This window comes from Lacticaseibacillus daqingensis (assembly GCF_003946115.1).
Classification (GTDB): Bacteria; Bacillota; Bacilli; order Lactobacillales; family Lactobacillaceae; genus Lacticaseibacillus; species Lacticaseibacillus daqingensis.
The window spans coordinates 452,365-469,249 of sequence record NZ_RHOH01000002.1 but is presented as its reverse complement, the minus strand read 5'-3'; the positions used below and the strand labels follow the sequence as shown (position 1 = coordinate 469,249).

The following is a 16,885-nucleotide window of genomic DNA, read 5'->3' as shown; positions in this document are numbered from 1 at the left end:
CAGCACGAGTGCCTTGCTGACGCTTTGTCAGTCAACGAGTGTGACGTACTCCTTGATCAAGGCCAGTTTCCGTTCGTCCGAATCTGCCCAAGCAAACCGCTGGCGAAACGCAACGCCAAGGAACTTGTACGAACTGTTGTCAATCGCGGCCTCAACGGTGTGCAAGAGTTCGGCCACACTTTGCGTGCCTCGGGTAATAATTAAATCTGTTTCTGCCATAATCTTTGCCCTCCCATGATCAATTTTTGGCTTTGCGCACTCAAAACGATGCGCGAAGCTATGGGTTCAGTATAAATCCGTTTAAAACCGCTTTCAATCCCACTTTAGTCTGAATTCGCCTCAAATATGCGACCTTACAGCCCGTTCACTAATCGTCCTCTTTGATGACCCGAATACGGTGAACTTGGATCCCGTACATCAAGGGACAGAAGATCACCCCGAAAATCAGGCTCGAGATGAATTGATGCCCGTCCAAGAACGCGACGGTGAAAGGTTTTTCGTTCAGCGCGAACAAAACGCCCATCAGGTGGTACGTGAACACGACCAAAGGGGCGGTCAGGATGGTCCGCTGTAGCAGGCGCCGTTTGACGGTCGTCAGATGCTGTGGTGTGACTTCCGTTTGGTCAAGGCCATTGCGCCGAATCATGCGTGTCACGGTGGCGTAAACGATCCAAAGTGTGCCGGCGAGCTCGACGAAGATCAGGGTAAAAAAGGCGTCCTGAAAATCGCGAATCGGCCACGCCAAGCCTGCCACCATGACCACGGCCTGAAACGCGAGAAGGCCGATGACCGCGTTGATCGAGGCGCGGCCCAGCACCGCGAGCCGTTGTTCATCCAAAGGGCCCTGCGTGCCGAGGACATGCTGGATCAGTTTTTCTTGCCAATGCTGCTTCATCCGATTACCTGCTTTCTTAATGACGGGGGCGCCGCTGCCAAGGCCGCGTTTAATGCTTCGCATGCGTGTCATTCCTTTCAATTCATCCAACATTAGGCGCGATCAGTCTTGCGACCGACGTCGGGCGTTTCGGAGCTGCATGAGGCGCAGCGAGCCCCACTCCCAGAGGGTCAGCACGACTGATGCCGGTACCGAAAACAAGAGCACCTTTGATAGTTGCGACCAAGAGAAAAGGGTGCCAACCAGATTCCGATTGCCGTCAAACAGGGTCATCAGCGTGTACCAAAGGTGCAGGCTGAACGTCATTTCCACCCATCCGACGATCATGTGTGGGAGCAACTGCCGCCTGAGCAAATGAAATTCTTGCGCTGTCGTGTCGGCATTGATCCCCAAGCCTTCTTTACTGCCGGGTAAGGTGGCGAAGACCTGTGTGAATTCAATGACGAGCACGTTGACAAAGGCATCGCCAAGCAGAATTGTCGTGGGTGCCACCCCACCGATGAACAGTCCAAGCATGCCAATAGTGCTGCCGATCAAATACAGAAATAGCCACCCGATGACGTTGTTGGCGCCGCGGCGAAAGGTGGCCATGGCGTGTTCGTCAACCACCGGCGTAAAGGCAAAGAGAAATTGCGCGAGCCGGGTTCGCCATGTTGCAGTATGTCCCATTTTTATCCTCCTGATCTCATATCACCGCTGTGTTGCATGACGCGAAAGGCTAGTCGAGATCCTCATCCCGAGGGAGTGTTTGAATTTTGTTCTGAATATCCGCACGAACGCCAAGCGTCATCAAGCCAGTCCATAAGAGCCCACCCATGATGCCCAGCGTCCACCGCTGCCAGTGTTGCAACCCTCGAACAAGTGGCACCGCATGCCACACATTGTCTACCAACGCCAGTATCAGCACGAGCGTCACCGAAAAAAAGAAAGTGAACAGCAACCCGGCGCGCCATAGCCGGTGCAGACGAACTGCGCGGTATGCTGCAACCTGACTGCGCGTCATCTCAAGTGCCCAAATATTGGCTTTGCCGGCCCGGGACTCGATCCAGCCATATAAGAGCTGGATCGCCAGTAGCGTCGCAATCAGCATCAGGGTGAGCACCCGCTCAGGTGCAACTCGAAAGTACAGCATCAAGAGGGCAGCGAGCGAACTGACGATCAGGTACCCGTATCCCGCAAACAGCGCCGTCAGCGACAGGTCACCCACAATTTGCGTGATGCGCTCATCGATCACGCCAGTCAAGCTGTAAAAGAGTCGTATGCCGCGGTTTTTAGTTGGTGTCATTTGGTTTCCTCCAAAATAGCGTGTTTAGGTCCGTATCCAGTGCCCAGGCCAGCTTCAAACACAGGTCAAGGGACGGGTTGTACTTATCGTTTTCAATCAAGTTGATGGTTTGGCGCGCGACCCCGATCTGTTCCGCGAGGGCCAACTGCGACAACTTTTTCTGGCGTCTAAAGTCTCGAACGCGATTCATGAAGGCCTCCTCGTTGCCAAAGTGTCACATTTATCTGACAACAACAAGATAAGGCTTTCACGCAGCCCTGTCAACTATAAATGACTTTTTTATCGCCGTTTGACCCGGCGATCACACGGATACGCGGTCATCCGTGAACATAGGGCAGAAAAAAAGACGGAGAGATGCTAAAATGAAGACTGCGACTGATCGTCAGCGATGACACGTTTGGGCGATACGGTCAGCCAGGGGACGATGCCAAGGCTTTGCCCCATGCGTGTCCCATTTTCGCAGTTTAGACAAGCCCCACCGGCGTGAGCCCTTGGGAGAGTAGGAGGTCACCCACATGGGTACGATTCAATGGTTTCCCGGCCACATGGCCAAGGCCCGCAACCAGGTGCAAGAGAAATTAAAGCTGGTCGATCTGGTTTTAGAGGTGGTCGACGCGCGGGTGCCTGAAGCCAGCCGCAACCCGATGATGAACGAGATCGTCGGCGCCAAGCCGCGCATCATGGTGCTCAACAAGAAAGACCTAGCGGACCCCGCCAAGACGGCGCAGTGGATCGACTACTACCGCTCATTGGGCTATGAGGCGATCGCCATCGACGCGCAGCACGCCAAGCGCCTGAACCAGATCCCGGCCCTCGCGAAGCAGTTGATGGCGGCTAAGCTGGCCAAGCAAAAGGCGCGCGGCATTCGCAACCCCAGCTTGCGTGCGATGTGTATCGGGATCCCTAACGTCGGCAAGTCGACGGTGCTCAACCGGCTGATCAAGAAAAACGTGGCGGTCACCGGCAACCGCCCCGGGGTCACGAAAAACCAACAGTGGCTCAAGACGGACGAGACGCTGTCCCTGTTGGACACGCCAGGGATCCTCTGGCCCAAATTTGACGATGAAACTATCGGGATGAAGCTCGCGCTGACCGGTGCGATCGCCGACTCGGTGTTTCAGGAGGACACGGTCGGGCTGTACGGCCTGCAGTTCTTCCAGCAGGAGGCGCCCGACAAGCTGCGCTTCCTGTATCACCTGAACGCAGACGAAGTGACCCTGCCGGCCCATGAGCTGATGGTCGTTTTGGCCGGCAAAATGGGCTTCGGGGACAACTACAACCGCGCCGCGGAACGGATCATTTTTGATGCGCGGCAGGGGAAGCTGGGGCCATTCACCCTTGAGGTGCCAGATGGCGACGCTGAGTGAGCTCAAGGCGCTGCTGACGGCGCCAAGCGTGGACCCCGCACTGCTGGCCACGTTGGCGGCGGATCCGCGGGTAGGCGTGCAGCGCCTATTAGCGCAGTATGACCACCGCCAAGCCACTGCGCGGGCCGAACAGCTCGCAATGGTGGCGCGCACCCGCTTTGAGCGCGAGCTTTGGCCGCGCTACCCACACATTGCCGGCATCGATGAGGTTGGGCGCGGACCGCTGGCGGGACCAGTGGTGACGGCGGCGGTGATCCTCCCGCACACGTTTGACCTGCCCGTCAACGACTCCAAACAGCTGACGGCGCACGTGCGCGAAGCCCTGTTTCCGCAGATCATCAGCCAGGCGGTGGCCGTCAGCCTCGGCGTGGCCGATGCGCCGATGATCGACCGCGAGAACATCTACCACGCCACCGAGCTGGCCATGGGGGACGCGGTGCGCCACCTGCGCGTGCAGCCGGACTTCCTGCTGGTTGACGCGATGACGGTGCCGGTGCCCACACCGCAGCGTAAGCTGATCAAAGGCGATGCGAACAGCATCTCGATCGCCGCGGCCAGCATTGTGGCCAAGGTGGTGCGCGACCGCCTGATGACGCTGTACGATCAAATTTACCCCGGCTACGATTTTTGCGATAACATGGGGTACGGCACTGCCAAGCACCTGGCCGGGCTCGACCAGCTCGGTATCACGCCGATTCACCGGCTGAGCTTCGCGCCAGTGCGCATCGCTGCCCGCCAGCACTAAGCGCCCGCACCGCAATAACCGCACGTAGTCTTAACGTCAAGCGTCCTCGTTGGGTGGACGCTTTTTTGGCGTAATCTTTTGCCAAAGGGGGCGGCGCAAGATGAAGATTCGCGAGCTGATGGTACACTGGCACCTGTTGATGCACACGAAGGCCTGGACGACAGAAGATGCGCTGTGGCAGGCACTCGCGGAACGTGGGCTGCACGCCGATGATTCGGCGCAGGCGTTAGCCGACTGGGCGGGTGGGGCCAGCCTGCAAGCGGCGTGGGCGGATGAGCAGTGGCGGCATCAGGCCCAGACGCTGTATCGGCAGGTCCCGCTGCTGACGCGACTGGACCCGGCGTACCCGGCGCGGCTACGGGAAAGCAATCAGCCGCCGCTGGTTCTTTTCACGCGCGGCGCGGTGAGCCTGCTCGATCGACTCAGCCTGGGGGTGGTGGGGGCGCGGCAGGCGACGCGCTACACCCGTCAGGCGCTCAGCGAGCTGGGGCGCGGGCTGCCGGCACCAGTGATCGTCAGCGGGCTGGCAGCGGGCGCGGACACGTTTGCCCATGAGTACGCGTTGAGCCGCGGGTGGCCGACGATCGCGGTGATCGCCAACGGCCTCGACCAGGTGTACCCGGCGCACAACCGCGCCCTGCAGGCCCGCATCGCCGCAAGCGGCTTGGTGCTGTCGGAGTATCCGCCCGGGGTGTTACCGGCTCCGTTTCGCTTCGTGGCGCGCAACCGCATCATCGCCGGGCTAGTGCACGGGATCTTGGTCACGGAGGCCGCGCACAAAAGTGGGAGTCTGATCACCGCCAACTACGCCCTGCAAAACGGTCGCGAGGTGTTTGCGCTGCCCAATCGGGTCGGTGAACCGCTTGGCGTGGGGACGAATGAGCTGATTCAGGCGGGGGGCCAAACTGGTGCAAAATAGCGCAGATATTCTTGAAGAGTTGCGTTTTTATCACTGAACCGGCATATTATATAGAAGAAACGATTTGACAAACGTTTCAACCATAGAATATGATAGCTGTTGTTTTTGAGCAGCTTGCTCAGTGAAAGGAGGGCGCACATGACCGCCAAGAATTTGGTCATTGTGGAATCGCCAGCAAAAGCCAAGACGATCGAAAAATACCTCGGCCGCAACTACAAAGTGGTGGCGTCTTTGGGGCACATCCGGGACTTGCCAAAGAGTCAGATGGGTGTCGATGTCGAACACAATTACGAACCGAAATACATCTCCATCCGCGGCAAGGGGGATGTGATCAAAGACCTGAAGAAAGCCGCCAAGAAGGCCGACCATATTTTTCTCGCGGCCGATCCGGACCGTGAAGGGGAAGCCATCGCGTGGCACGTCAGCCACATCCTGAATCTCGATCCAACCGGCAAGAACCGCGTGGTGTTCAACGAAATCACCAAGGACGCCGTGAAAAACGCGTTCAAGACCCCGCGCAACATCGACATGAACCTGGTCGATGCCCAGCAGGCCCGCCGCGTTTTGGACCGACTGGTGGGTTACTCCATCAGCCCGCTACTGTGGAAGAAGGTCAAAAAGGGCCTGAGCGCCGGCCGCGTGCAGTCCGTCGCCCTGAAGCTCATCATCGACCGCGAAAACGAAATTCGCCAATTCACCCCTGAGGAGTACTGGAGCCTTGACGCGGAGTTCAAGAAGGGCACGAGCAAGAAGTTCGCGGCCAGCTTCTACGGCCTGAACGGCAAAAAGCATGCGCTGCCGAACAACGACGAAGTGCAAAAGGTCCTGCGCGAAATCGACAAGGCCAAGCCGTTTGACATCACCAACGTGGTCAAGAAGGAGCGCAAACGCTTCCCCGCTCCGCCATTCACGACCAGTTCGCTGCAACAGGAAGCCAACCGCAAGCTCGGGTTTGCCGCACGCAAAACGATGATGCTGGCGCAACAGCTGTACGAAGGGATCAACCTCGGCGGCAAGCTCGGCACCACCGGGCTGATCACATACATGCGAACCGACTCCACCCGGATTTCCAACGTGGCGAAGGAAGAAACCAGCCACTTCATCCACGAGGTCTACGGCGAAGAATATGCCGCCGTCAAGATCCGGCAGGGCAAGCTCCAAGAAGGCGCCCAAGACGCCCATGAAGCGATCCGTCCGACCAGCACGAACCGGACCCCGAAGAGCCTTGAGAGTGTCCTGGACAAGGATCAGATGAAGCTGTACCGCCTGATCTGGAGCCGCTTTGTCGCCAGTGAAATGACGCCGGCCGTCATCGACACGGTGCAGGTCACCATCACCCAAGGCGCCGCCACCTTCCGCGCCAACGGGAGTCAGACCAAGTTCGAAGGGTTCACGAAGCTGTATGTTTCCAGCCGGGATGCGGACACCAAGGATAACCTGCTGCCAGAGCTTAATATCGGCGACCAGGTGACGCTGGTCAAAACCGACCCAGCGCAGCACTTCACCCAGCCGCCAGCCCGTTTTTCCGAAGCGAACCTCGTTAAGGCGCTGGAAGAAAACGGCGTCGGCCGGCCGAGTACCTACGCGCCAACCATTGAAACCATCAAGAAGCGCTACTACGTCAAAATCACCGCCAAGCGCTTCGAGCCCACAGAGCTGGGCGAGATCGTCAACGACTTGATCAATGAGTTCTTCCCGGATATCGTCAACATCAAGTTCACTGCGAACGTCGAAGCCGAGCTCGACAGCATCGAAACCGGGGCCACCGAGTGGGTCACCGTCATCGACAAGTTCTACAAGCCGTTCGAAAAGGAACTGGCCCATGCCGAGGAAGGCATCGAGAAGGTGCAAATCAAAGACGAGCCTGCCGGGTTTGACTGTGATATCTGCGGCGCCCCGATGGTCATCAAGCTGGGCCGTTTCGGTAAGTTCTACGCCTGTTCCCGCTTCCCGGATTGCCGCAACACCAAGGCCATCGTCAAGGAAATCGGCGTCCTGTGCCCGAAGTGCGGCCTCGGTCAGATCGTTGAGCGCAAGTCTAAGCGCAACCGCGTCTTCTACGGCTGTGACCGTTACCCCGCCTGCGATTTTGTCTCTTGGGACAAGCCAGTCGGGCGCGATTGCCCCGTTTGCGGCCACTACTTGATCGAAAAGAAGTCCCGTGGCGGTCGCCAAGTCGTCTGCCCGAACAACGACTACAAAGAAGTCGTGCAAAAGTAAGGGGCGGCTGGGGCAATCGGCCTTAGTTGGTCAACGGGCTAAGCACGACTCAGAAGCAACCCAAGTCCTGCCACTGGGTTCCAGCCTTAGCCTGCTGGAACCGGAAGGGCAAGCCGGTGGACCCGGCCGCCTCATCCCTTAATCAATTCTTCGGCCTCTCGGGGCCACAAGGAGGACACTATGCCAACAGTGAACGTGATTGGTGCCGGCTTGGCCGGCAGCGAAGCGGCGTGGCAAATTGCCAATGCTGGTGTTGATGTGAATCTGTACGAAATGCGCCCGGTGGCGAGCACCCCGGCGCACCATACGGCCAATTTTGCGGAGTTGGTGTGCACGAACTCGTTGCGCGCCAACAGTGTGACTAATGCAGTTGGGCTGCTCAAGGAAGAAATGCGCCGGCTGAACTCGGTCATCATGAGTAGCGCGGACGCGACCGCGGTGCCTGCGGGCGGCGCGCTGGCGGTTGACCGTGAGCCGTTTGCCCAGCTCGTGACCGAGAAGTTGCGCAGCCATCCCCGCATCCACGTGATCAACGAGGAACTGCGCGATTTTCCGGCCGGCATCACCGTGGTGGCGACGGGTCCGCTGACCGCCGACGCCTTGGCGGAACGCATCGTGGCGCTGAACGGCGCCGACGGCTTGCACTTCTTCGACGCGGCGGCCCCAATTCTTGACGCCAACTCGATCGACATGGACATCGTGTACAAGAAGTCGCGCTACGACCGTGGTGAGGCCGCGTACCTGAATTGTCCGATGACCAAAGATGAGTTTTTCGCCTTCCAAGAAGCCCTAGTGCAAGCCGAAGTGGCAGAGGGGCACGGCTTTGAAAAGCTTGAGGTCTTCGAAGGCTGCATGCCGATCGAAGTGATGGCCAAGCGCGGCCCACGGACGATGCTGTTTGGCCCGCTGAAGCCGGTTGGCCTGGCCGACCCACGAACCGGGCGCGACCCGTACGCGGTGGTGCAACTACGCCAGGACAATGCGGCAGCCAGCCTGTACAATATTGTGGGCTTCCAGACTCACCTCAAGTGGGGCGAGCAAAAGCGCGTGTTCCGCATGATCCCCGGCCTGCAAAACGCCGAGATCGTGCGCTATGGCGTGATGCACCGCAACACGTACATGAACTCGCCGAAAGTCCTGCACGACACCTACGAAAGCAAGCTGCGTGAGGGGCTGTTCTTCGCCGGCCAGATGACCGGGGTGGAAGGGTATGTGGAATCGGCTGGCAGCGGCCTGATCGCGGGGCAAAACGCGGCGCGCCGCGCGCTGGGTCAGCCCCTGCTGACATTCCCGGACACCACCGCACTGGGGTCGATGGCGCACTACATCACCCACACCAGCGACAAGCACTTCCAGCCGATGAACGCCAACTTTGGCATCATGCCGGCGCTGGCCACACGCATTCGCGACAAGCGCGAGCGCAACCAGGCGCTGGCCGACCGCGCGCTGGCCGACTTAGCCAACTTTCACGCAACGGTGACGGCGTAGCCTGTAAAGGTCCTCTGAGGAGGGCCTTTTTGTCTCCCTAAAGCGCACTGAACGGACCTGGTCGGGTTGCCTAACTACTTGGGGCACATTTGGCGCCGAGTGCTTTGGCATCATCAGGTCTGCGTGCCTGACGACACACGTCAAACCTGCGGACCCGCGCGGTTGTCGGCGTTGACGCGATGTGATAGGGTGTAAACGGAGGTGGGCACATGGATCAAATTCAGGAGTTCTGCCAGTACCTGCTGGTGGAGCGGCACTATTCACCCGAAACCAAGAAGGCCTATCAGGAGGATCTGACCGGCTTCAAGCAGTTTCTGACCGATAACGGGGGCTTCACCAACTTCAACGCGGTTGACCGCCTGGATGTGCAGACGTACCTTGCCAGCCTGGCCGAGCGCGACCTGGCCCGCTCAAGCGTTGCGCGCAAGCTCTCCAGCTTGCGTAGCTTCTACCGCTACCTGATCCGCATGGGGGAGGCCAAAAGCGACCCATTCGAAACGATCGAAACGCGCAAGAGCCATAACCACTTGCCGGACTTCTTCTACGAGGCCGAGATTCAGGCGCTGTTCGCCGTGGTCGATGGGCCAACCCCACTTGATCAGCGCAACTCGGCGCTTTTGGAAGTGCTGTACGGCACCGGCATCCGGGTCAGCGAGTGCGCCAACCTGACGCTGGATCAGATCGATTTTGACCTCGGGCTCCTCCTGGTCCACGGGAAAGGCAACAAGGACCGCTATGTTCCCTTCGGCCGCTATGCCGAAAAGGCCCTGCACCGCTACCTGGACGACGGGCGGGTGGTGCTGATGGCGAAGCTCGATAAGCGCCATGCGCGCGTCTTCGTTAACCAGCACGGGCGACCCATCACCGCGCGCGGCATTGAATACATCTTGGACCAGCTGGTGCAAAAAACCAGCCTGACCGGCGGCATTCATCCCCACATGTTGCGGCACAGCTTTGCCACCCACATGCTGGATCACGGGGCCGACCTGCGCACGGTGCAGGAGCTGTTGGGCCACGCGAGCCTGTCCACCACGCAGATCTACACGCACATGACCACCGAGCACCTCAAGTCCGACTACATGAAGTACTTCCCAGAACACAATTAGGGCTTAAGCCGGATGCTCAAGTGGCGCAGGGTGCGTACACTAAGAATATGACAACGCGTCGCATAATTGCGGCTTTAAAGGAGCAGACAGACATGACAACAATCGCAGCAGTACGCAAGAACGGCCACACCGCCATCGCCGGGGACGGCCAAGTCACCCTGGGCGAAAAGGTGATCATGAAGGGCAACGCGCAAAAGGTGCGGCGCATCTACGGCGGCAAGGTCGTCATCGGTTTTGCTGGCGGCGTGGCGGATGCCTTCACGCTGGAGGACTGGTTCGAAAAGAAGCTGGAGAACCACGCCGGCAACCTGCGCCGCGCCGCCGTCGCCCTAGCTCAGGACTGGCGCAAGGACCCGATGCTGCAAAAGCTAGAGGCCATGATGATCGTGATGAACGACACCGATCTGCTGCTGGTGTCGGGGTCCGGTGAAGTGATCGACCCCGACGATGACGTGGTCGCCATCGGTTCCGGTGGCAATTATGCCCAGGCTGCGGCCATGGCCATGATCCAGCACACCGACATGGCCGCCACGGACATCGCGCACGCCGCCATCGACATCGCGGCATCCATTGATATTTTTACCAACCACAACATCATCGTCGAAAGCTTCTAGGAGGCCCTTATGAGCGTCAAAACCCCAAAACAGATCGTTGAAGCCCTGGATCAGTACGTCATCGGCCAAACCGCCGCTAAGCGCGCCGTGGCCGTGGCACTGTACAACCGCTACCGCCGGATGCAGCTACCGGAGCAGATGCAGCAAGACATCACCCCGAAGAACCTGCTGATGATCGGGCCCACCGGGGTCGGCAAAACCGAGATCGCCCGTAGGTTGGCCAAAATCGTCAACGCCCCGTTCGTGAAGGTCGAGGCGACGAAGTTCACCGAGGTCGGTTACGTCGGGCGCGATGTCGAATCGATGGTGCGCGACTTGGCCGACGTGGCGGTCAAAATGGCCGAAGACACCGCCTTTGCGCAGGTGCGCGGCCGCGCCGAGCGCGAGGCCAACAAGCGCCTCGTGCGCCTGCTGGTGCCCGCCATCAAGAAGGAAAAGAAGTCGACCAACCCGATGGCCGACATGATGAGCATGCTTCAGGGCCTGCAATCCGGCGAAGGCATGCAGCCGCAAGCCCCGCAGGAGGAGCTGACGGATGACATTCGCAACCAACGCCTGACCGTCGCGGAGCAGCTTGAAAAAGGCCTGCTGGAGGACCGCGAGCTGACCGTCAGCGTGGCCGATGAGAAGAAGCCAGCCGGTGGCAACGACATGTATGGCCAGATGGGCATTGACCTGTCCGAAACGCTGGGCGCGATGATGCCCAAAAAGAAGGTCGAGCGCACCATGACCGTGCGGGAGGCACGCGAGGTCTTCATCCGCGAGGAAAGCGCCAAGCTCGTCAACCACGCTGACATCTACCATGCGGCGATCCAGGCCGCCGAAAACAACGGGATCATTTTCATCGACGAAATCGACAAGATTGCCGCCGGTGACAAGCACAACTCAGGGGAGGTCTCCCGTGAAGGCGTGCAACGCGACATCCTGCCGATCGTCGAAGGGTCTCAGGTGGCGACCAAGTATGGCCCGCTCAACACAGATCACGTGCTGTTCATCGGTTCCGGCGCGTTCGCCACGGCCAAACCGTCTGACCTGATCGCCGAACTACAGGGGCGCTTCCCGATTCGCGTGGAGCTTCAGGACCTGACGCAAGACGATTTCGTGCGGATCCTGACCGAACCAGACAACGCACTGGTCAAGCAGTACATCGCGCTGATTCAAACCGACGGCGTCAAGCTGACCTTCACCAAAGAGGCCATCGATGCGATCGCCGCCATCGCCATTCGCGTCAACCACGATACCGATAACATCGGCGCTCGACGCCTCGCCACCATCCTTGAAAAGCTGCTGGAGGATGTCTTGTACGAGGGGCCTGATATGCAGATGGGGGACATCCTGGTGACGGAAGAATACGTGACCAACAAGGTGGGGAATATTGCGGCCGATAAGGACCTGACCCGTTACATTCTCTAAGCCCGCAAGCCGTTGCCACCGGGCGCGATGGGCATTGGCCCTTGAACGAAAAGCGCTATCATGGTATAAAAGAGAGGCGCTGACCGTTATTGGTCAAGACCAATTTGATGAACGAGGAAGAATGGACACATGGTTACTTTACACAACGACTTCTTGACCGTCACCGTGGCAGAACACGGCGCGGAGATTACGAGCATTCAAGACAACCACACCCAAACAGAATATATCTGGCAGGCCGACCCCGCCGTTTGGAAACGTCATGCCCCAGTGCTGTTTCCCATCGTTGGGGCATTGAAAGACGACACCTACACATACAACGGCAAGCGTTACCACATGACGCAACACGGCTTCGCCCGCGACCGCGACTTCACCGTGGCGATAGCAACAGCCACCGTGGCGACGCTGGTGCTGACGGATGACGAAAGCAGTCGGGCCATTTTTCCGTTCGCATTTCGGTTCGAGGTGATCGTGGCACTTGAGAATAACTCAGTGAAGGTGACCTACCATGTGACGAACCCGGATGAGGAGGAAGCCCTGCTGTTTTCCGTGGGGGGTCACCCGGGCTTTAACATCCCGCTGACCGCCGATACGACCTTCACGGATTACTATATGGCCTTCAGTCCGCGCAAGTCGCGCGTGCAGATCCCGCTCAAGGCAGGTGCCGGCATCGACTACAAGAACCGAACGCTGGCCGCAACAGACACCAACCTGCAGCTCTCGCACGACTACTTCAAGAACGACGCGGTGATTTTTGAACTCAACGGCAAGAGCACCTTCGCCATTCGCTCAGACAAGACCAAGCGCGGCGTCGAGCTATCCGTGGCGGACGCGCCGTTCGTGGGCGTCTGGAGCCCGTACCCAACCACTGGCGAGTTCGTCTGCATCGAACCTTGGTGGGGGATCGCGGACACGATCGATGCCACCGGGCGCCTCGAAGACAAGCTGGGCATCAACACGCTTGCACCTGGCGAGGACTTCGCCCACAGCTACACCATCACCATTCACTAACGCCCCACAAAATACGGCGCCCGGAATGCAAGAAGGCATTCCAGGCGCCGTATTTGTGTGCTGTTAACAGTGCGCGTGGTTGGGGAGACAGTCACAGGCGATGGTCGCAGGCGCGTCAGGCAGTTTCTGCGCCAGTGCGGCTTGCAGCGCTTCAATGTCACTGCGCGCAAGCGGCGTCTCCTGGATGAGATCAAGGAGGACGCCGCCTTTTTTCATGCCACACAGGTGCGCGAACAGGGCGCGGGCGGATTCCTGCATCGCCGTGCTTTCCGGCACCACGGCTTGGTAGGTGAAGCGCCGGTCCACCCGCTGCGTGGTCAGCATCGACTTTTTGACCAGCCGGCTTAGCAGCGTCTTGATGGTGGACGCCGACCAGTCGCGCTTCTGCTGAATCAAGGCAATGACTTCACTGCTGCCGACTTCACCCATGGTCCAAACGATACGCATGAGTTCCCATTCGGCCGGGGTCATGACGGTGGCATCAGGCTGTGCCATTCAAATTCCTCCATTTCGGTGTTGTTCTGGTTCAAGCATACCGGTATCGTCTACATCTGTCAACGGGCGGTCATTCGCCCAAAAAAGGGGGAGAAGCGCGACAACTTCCGTTAGTTAATCAACTACTGGTTATAATTAGACATGTGTATATAATCCGTTTGATCGGCGCCGGCTTTGCGTCACTGTGCTAGAATGTGTTCATTAAGAGACTGATGTTCATTATCGAAACGGGGGGATGACCATGGATCGACGGATCGAGCGCACGCGCCGCGCCCTACAAAATGCTTATGTGGCGCTTCGCCGCCAGCAGCCGACCGGTACCATTTCGGTGGCGGCGATCACAACGCTGGCGGATGTGGGCCGCGGGACGTTTTATCTGCACTACAAAGACGTTGCGGCGCTTGAGGCCGCCATTGTGGCGCAAATGACGGCTCAGTTGGTCGCCCAGCTTGAGCCAGCGAAAGTGAAACGGGTCGGCAACAGCTACCGTCAGTGGCTGGGGGCGATGCTGGCTTGGCTACGCACCCAACGGCCGCTTTTGGATCTCATCTCGGCCACTGCACAAGCGGATCAAGTCACCCAGCCGGTGGAAGCGGCGCTCGTGCGCCTGTTAATGCAATTGACCGGGCGCAACCCGCTCGACCATGCCGACAGGGTGGCCATCACCTTTGCCGCCGCGGGTTTGGTGGGCACTACCCGGGCTTGGCTTGCTGGCACGCTGGCCGTGCCGGAAGTCGCACTGGTGACCGAGTTGGATGCACAACTGCAGGCGTTGACGATCGTAACGGGAGGACAGGCATGAAAAATTTAGCCGTATTTTGTGGTGCCAGCAGTGGTGCGGACCCAGTTTACACGCAGGCTGCCATCACGCTGGGGCAGTGGCTGGTCACAAACGACTGGGCGTTGGTCTACGGCGGCAGTGGGGTCGGCCTGATGGGGGCGCTTGGGCGAACCGTTTTGCAAGCAGGCGGCACGGTCCACGGGATCATGCCCGAGAATCTGTCCGCGCGCGGCGCAACCTTGGCCGGCCTGGCCATCACCGTTGTGCCCGACATGGCCGTGCGCAAGCAACAGATGCTGACGCTGTCGGATGGGTGTTTGGCTCTGCCCGGCGGCCCTGGCACCCTGGAGGAGATCGCCACCGCGTTTTCGTGGGCGCGCATCGGCGACTACGCCAAGCCGTGCGTCTTTTACAACGTCAACGGGTACTGGGACCCACTGGCGGCCATGTTTGACCGGATGGTCGACGCAGGCTTTTTGACGGCTGAGCATCGTAGCAAGCTCCTGTTCAGCGACGATCTTGATGCCGTGTCCGCCTTCATGACCCGCTACACGCCGCCAACGGTTCGCACCTACACGACACATTAGTGTTGCAGGCAGAGGGACTCGCCACCGCTTTGGCTTTCTGCGCCGCCAAGCTAAGCGGTGTGGCGCGTTCAGATTCCAGCAACCACCCCAACAAATTGAAGTCACATCACGAAGACAGAAAGCGTGACAGACCGATGCAAATCGAAATGACAACGGTGCTCACCGACGCGCAAAAGCGCGCCGTCGCGGCGCTGAGTGCGCGGGTCCACGCGCACGATGGCACGTTTAAGCAGATCTACCTCAGTAACCAACTCAACGCGGTCCCAACTATGGGAACGTTCTTCATGACCTACGCCGATGCGGCGCTGGTGGGCTTTCTCATGAACTACGCGGATGGGCCGGCGGATGAAGCGGCGGAGTTAAGCGTGATCGTCGATCCCACTTACCGGCGGCAGGGGCTTGCCACTGCGCTGATCGCGGCCGCCCGCGCGGAGTTGGCCCGGTTCGGGTACCGGCAAGCGACATTCGTGACCGAGCGCGCGTTTTTGCAGGCGAATCCGACCTTTTTGACTCAAACGGGCCTGACAGCGGATCCGGACTCAGAGTTTCAGATGAGCTGTCCGCGCCCGCCTGCCACCGAGTACGTCTTGCCCGCGCCTTACGACTTGCGCCTGATGGTCGCCGCTGATTTGCCCACGCTCGTGCAACAGCAGGTCGCTGCGTTCCGTGATACGGACGTGGCGGCCACCACGCGGTACCTGCAAGCCGGTTTGGCGGACCCCAACATTCGGCAGTACGTCTTGGTCGATGCCGCCGGGGCGATCCTGGGCAGTAGCGCAGTTGACACCACGGATCAGTATTACTTCTTCGGCCTGTTCATCGTCGCAACGGCGCGGGGCCGCGGCTATGGCACCATGATGGTTCGGGCCATGATAGAAGCACTCCGCCAGTTGCAGCCGCGGCCCATGCAATTGGCCGTTGCCAGTGATAATCCGGTCGCCCACCACGTGTACCTGAAGGTCGGCTTTCGGGAAGAGACCGAAGTGATTTACCTTGATGCGCCTAAACCTGCTGGCCTGACGATCGAAACGCACGACTGCTGGTGACACGCTTGTTGTTCATGACGCCTAACGGTAAAATGTGGCATGAGTTGACGAATCAAATGATCGGAAAACCCAACCGCGAAAGGAGCCCCAGATTTGGAATACCCGGACAAGTACCATCTCTCGCAAGATCAGAATCGCCGCTTGACGCGAAGCAACTTCGATTTACTGGTTCATACTACGGCCAGGTTCGAAGGAATTAACACAACGCTCCCACAGACCAGAACGATTATGGAAGGGCTGGGCGTCAATGGCGTCTCCATCGACGACATGAATACGATCGTGCAGCTAAAGCGTGGTTGGGATTACATCACCAAAGAAGACCAGCCACTTTCTCTTCAAATTCAAAAAAACATCAATGCGATTGTCGCCAAATACGACGCACTGATTCCTGGTGCATTACGCACTGGCCAAGGGGGTGTCGACATTGGGGCAGCCGATGACTATATTCCACCGATGATCAGCGAGGTGACTGAGCAGGGCTTCCTCGCTACCATGATGGCCAGCCAGAGATCAACGACCGAAAAGGCGATGCGAATCATGTACCATGATATGCGGTCACAAATTTTCTGGGATGGCAACAAACGGTCCGCGACGCTGTCTGCAAACAAGGTGATGATTGACGGTGGCGCGGGCCTGATCAACGTCCCACTCCCGAAGTGGGGAGAATGGAACGAGTTGATTTCGGCCTACTATCAATCGGGTGATGTGGGCGACCTCTTGGCTTGGACGTACGCGAATGCGATTCAAGGGGTCTCGCTTTAACGCGATTGTGGCAACACCAATGAAGCCGACTGGCACTGCTGAGTCGGCGCAAAAGGCGATGTGCTGCTTGACCAATAGGCTGATTGCTTAATAGACGGAAGCAATGGCGCTCTTAGCGGAAAAGTTGTCATGAACTGACCCGCTGAACAAATGG

The 16,885-nt window shown here is 58.9% G+C and carries 19 protein-coding genes; 13 read left to right on the top strand and 6 right to left on the bottom strand.

Annotated elements, in window-relative coordinates; translation table 11 throughout:
- Positions 1 to 27: 27 nt before the first annotated feature.
- The 5 genes from EKM88_RS04360 to EKM88_RS04340 all read right to left on the bottom strand — a co-directional run bounded on the left by EKM88_RS04360 (position 28) and on the right by EKM88_RS04340 (position 2,370).
- Entirely contained in the window at positions 28 to 219 is a 192-nt protein-coding gene (locus tag EKM88_RS04360; RefSeq protein WP_125703498.1) for a hypothetical protein, read from the bottom strand.
- Between the two features lie 148 nt (positions 220 to 367).
- A complete protein-coding gene (locus EKM88_RS04355; RefSeq protein WP_164511989.1) occupies positions 368 to 958 on the bottom strand; it encodes a DUF3278 domain-containing protein in 591 nt (196 codons plus the stop codon).
- A 39-nt stretch (positions 959 to 997) separates the two neighbouring features.
- Positions 998 to 1,564 (bottom strand): hypothetical protein, encoded by a 567-nt coding sequence (locus tag EKM88_RS04350; RefSeq protein ID WP_125703494.1) that lies wholly within the window; start codon positions 1,562 to 1,564, stop codon positions 998 to 1,000.
- A 49-nt stretch (positions 1,565 to 1,613) separates the two neighbouring features.
- Complete coding sequence (locus EKM88_RS04345) at positions 1,614 to 2,180, bottom strand: DUF3278 domain-containing protein (RefSeq protein ID WP_125703492.1); 567 nt, start codon at positions 2,178 to 2,180, stop codon at positions 1,614 to 1,616.
- On the bottom strand, positions 2,167 to 2,370 hold the full coding sequence (locus tag EKM88_RS04340; RefSeq protein WP_125703490.1) for a helix-turn-helix transcriptional regulator: 204 nt from the start codon (positions 2,368 to 2,370) through the stop codon (positions 2,167 to 2,169). The genes EKM88_RS04345 and EKM88_RS04340 overlap by 14 nt, the downstream gene beginning before the upstream one ends.
- Before the next feature lie 325 nt (positions 2,371 to 2,695).
- Here EKM88_RS04340 and ylqF point away from each other — a divergent pair, with 325 nt between their 5' ends.
- From ylqF to EKM88_RS04295, 9 genes are all read left to right on the top strand, one after another.
- On the top strand, positions 2,696 to 3,547 hold the full coding sequence (gene ylqF / locus EKM88_RS04335) for a ribosome biogenesis GTPase YlqF (protein ID WP_125703488.1): 852 nt from the start codon (positions 2,696 to 2,698) through the stop codon (positions 3,545 to 3,547).
- The gene (locus EKM88_RS04330) at positions 3,531 to 4,292 is read left to right on the top strand and encodes a ribonuclease HII (protein ID WP_125703486.1); all 762 of its coding nucleotides are present in this window, start codon (positions 3,531 to 3,533) and stop codon (positions 4,290 to 4,292) included. The genes ylqF and EKM88_RS04330 overlap by 17 nt, the downstream gene beginning before the upstream one ends.
- Before the next feature lie 100 nt (positions 4,293 to 4,392).
- A complete protein-coding gene (gene dprA / locus EKM88_RS04325) occupies positions 4,393 to 5,211 on the top strand; it encodes a DNA-processing protein DprA (protein ID WP_404819958.1) in 819 nt (272 codons plus the stop codon).
- A gap of 138 nt (positions 5,212 to 5,349) precedes the next feature.
- Entirely contained in the window at positions 5,350 to 7,431 is a 2,082-nt protein-coding gene (topA, locus tag EKM88_RS04320; RefSeq protein ID WP_125703484.1) for a type I DNA topoisomerase, read from the top strand.
- A 180-nt stretch (positions 7,432 to 7,611) separates the two neighbouring features.
- A complete protein-coding gene (gene trmFO / locus EKM88_RS04315; RefSeq protein WP_125703482.1) occupies positions 7,612 to 8,919 on the top strand; it encodes a methylenetetrahydrofolate--tRNA-(uracil(54)-C(5))-methyltransferase (FADH(2)-oxidizing) TrmFO in 1,308 nt (435 codons plus the stop codon).
- Between the two features lie 209 nt (positions 8,920 to 9,128).
- Positions 9,129 to 10,025 carry a tyrosine recombinase XerC gene (xerC, locus tag EKM88_RS04310; RefSeq protein ID WP_125703480.1) on the top strand — a complete coding sequence of 299 codons (897 nt, stop codon included), beginning with the start codon at positions 9,129 to 9,131 and terminating at the stop codon, positions 10,023 to 10,025.
- A gap of 92 nt (positions 10,026 to 10,117) precedes the next feature.
- Positions 10,118 to 10,639, top strand: a complete 522-nt coding sequence (gene hslV, locus EKM88_RS04305; protein ID WP_125703478.1) for an ATP-dependent protease subunit HslV — start codon at positions 10,118 to 10,120, stop codon at positions 10,637 to 10,639.
- Positions 10,640 to 10,648: 9 nt separating this feature from the next.
- A complete protein-coding gene (hslU, locus tag EKM88_RS04300; RefSeq protein WP_125703476.1) occupies positions 10,649 to 12,052 on the top strand; it encodes an ATP-dependent protease ATPase subunit HslU in 1,404 nt (467 codons plus the stop codon).
- A 129-nt stretch (positions 12,053 to 12,181) separates the two neighbouring features.
- Positions 12,182 to 13,060, top strand: a complete 879-nt coding sequence (locus tag EKM88_RS04295; protein ID WP_125703474.1) for an aldose 1-epimerase family protein — start codon at positions 12,182 to 12,184, stop codon at positions 13,058 to 13,060.
- A gap of 63 nt (positions 13,061 to 13,123) precedes the next feature.
- Here EKM88_RS04295 and EKM88_RS04290 read toward each other — a convergent pair whose 3' ends face one another.
- Entirely contained in the window at positions 13,124 to 13,555 is a 432-nt protein-coding gene (locus EKM88_RS04290) for a CopY/TcrY family copper transport repressor (RefSeq protein ID WP_125703472.1), read from the bottom strand.
- Positions 13,556 to 13,790: 235 nt separating this feature from the next.
- On the opposite strand from EKM88_RS04290, the gene EKM88_RS04285 reads away from it, so the two are divergent.
- The 4 genes from EKM88_RS04285 to EKM88_RS04270 all read left to right on the top strand — a co-directional run bounded on the left by EKM88_RS04285 (position 13,791) and on the right by EKM88_RS04270 (position 16,731).
- Positions 13,791 to 14,357 carry a TetR/AcrR family transcriptional regulator gene (locus EKM88_RS04285; RefSeq protein WP_164511988.1) on the top strand — a complete coding sequence of 189 codons (567 nt, stop codon included), beginning with the start codon at positions 13,791 to 13,793 and terminating at the stop codon, positions 14,355 to 14,357.
- Positions 14,354 to 14,923, top strand: coding sequence for an LOG family protein (locus EKM88_RS04280; protein ID WP_125703468.1), 570 nt, complete (start codon positions 14,354 to 14,356; stop codon positions 14,921 to 14,923). The genes EKM88_RS04285 and EKM88_RS04280 overlap by 4 nt, the downstream gene beginning before the upstream one ends.
- A 134-nt stretch (positions 14,924 to 15,057) precedes the next feature.
- Positions 15,058 to 15,969 (top strand): GNAT family N-acetyltransferase, encoded by a 912-nt coding sequence (locus EKM88_RS04275; RefSeq protein WP_125703466.1) that lies wholly within the window; start codon positions 15,058 to 15,060, stop codon positions 15,967 to 15,969.
- Positions 15,970 to 16,062: 93 nt separating this feature from the next.
- On the top strand, positions 16,063 to 16,731 hold the full coding sequence (locus EKM88_RS04270; protein ID WP_125703464.1) for a Fic family protein: 669 nt from the start codon (positions 16,063 to 16,065) through the stop codon (positions 16,729 to 16,731).
- Positions 16,732 to 16,885 lie beyond the last annotated feature (154 nt).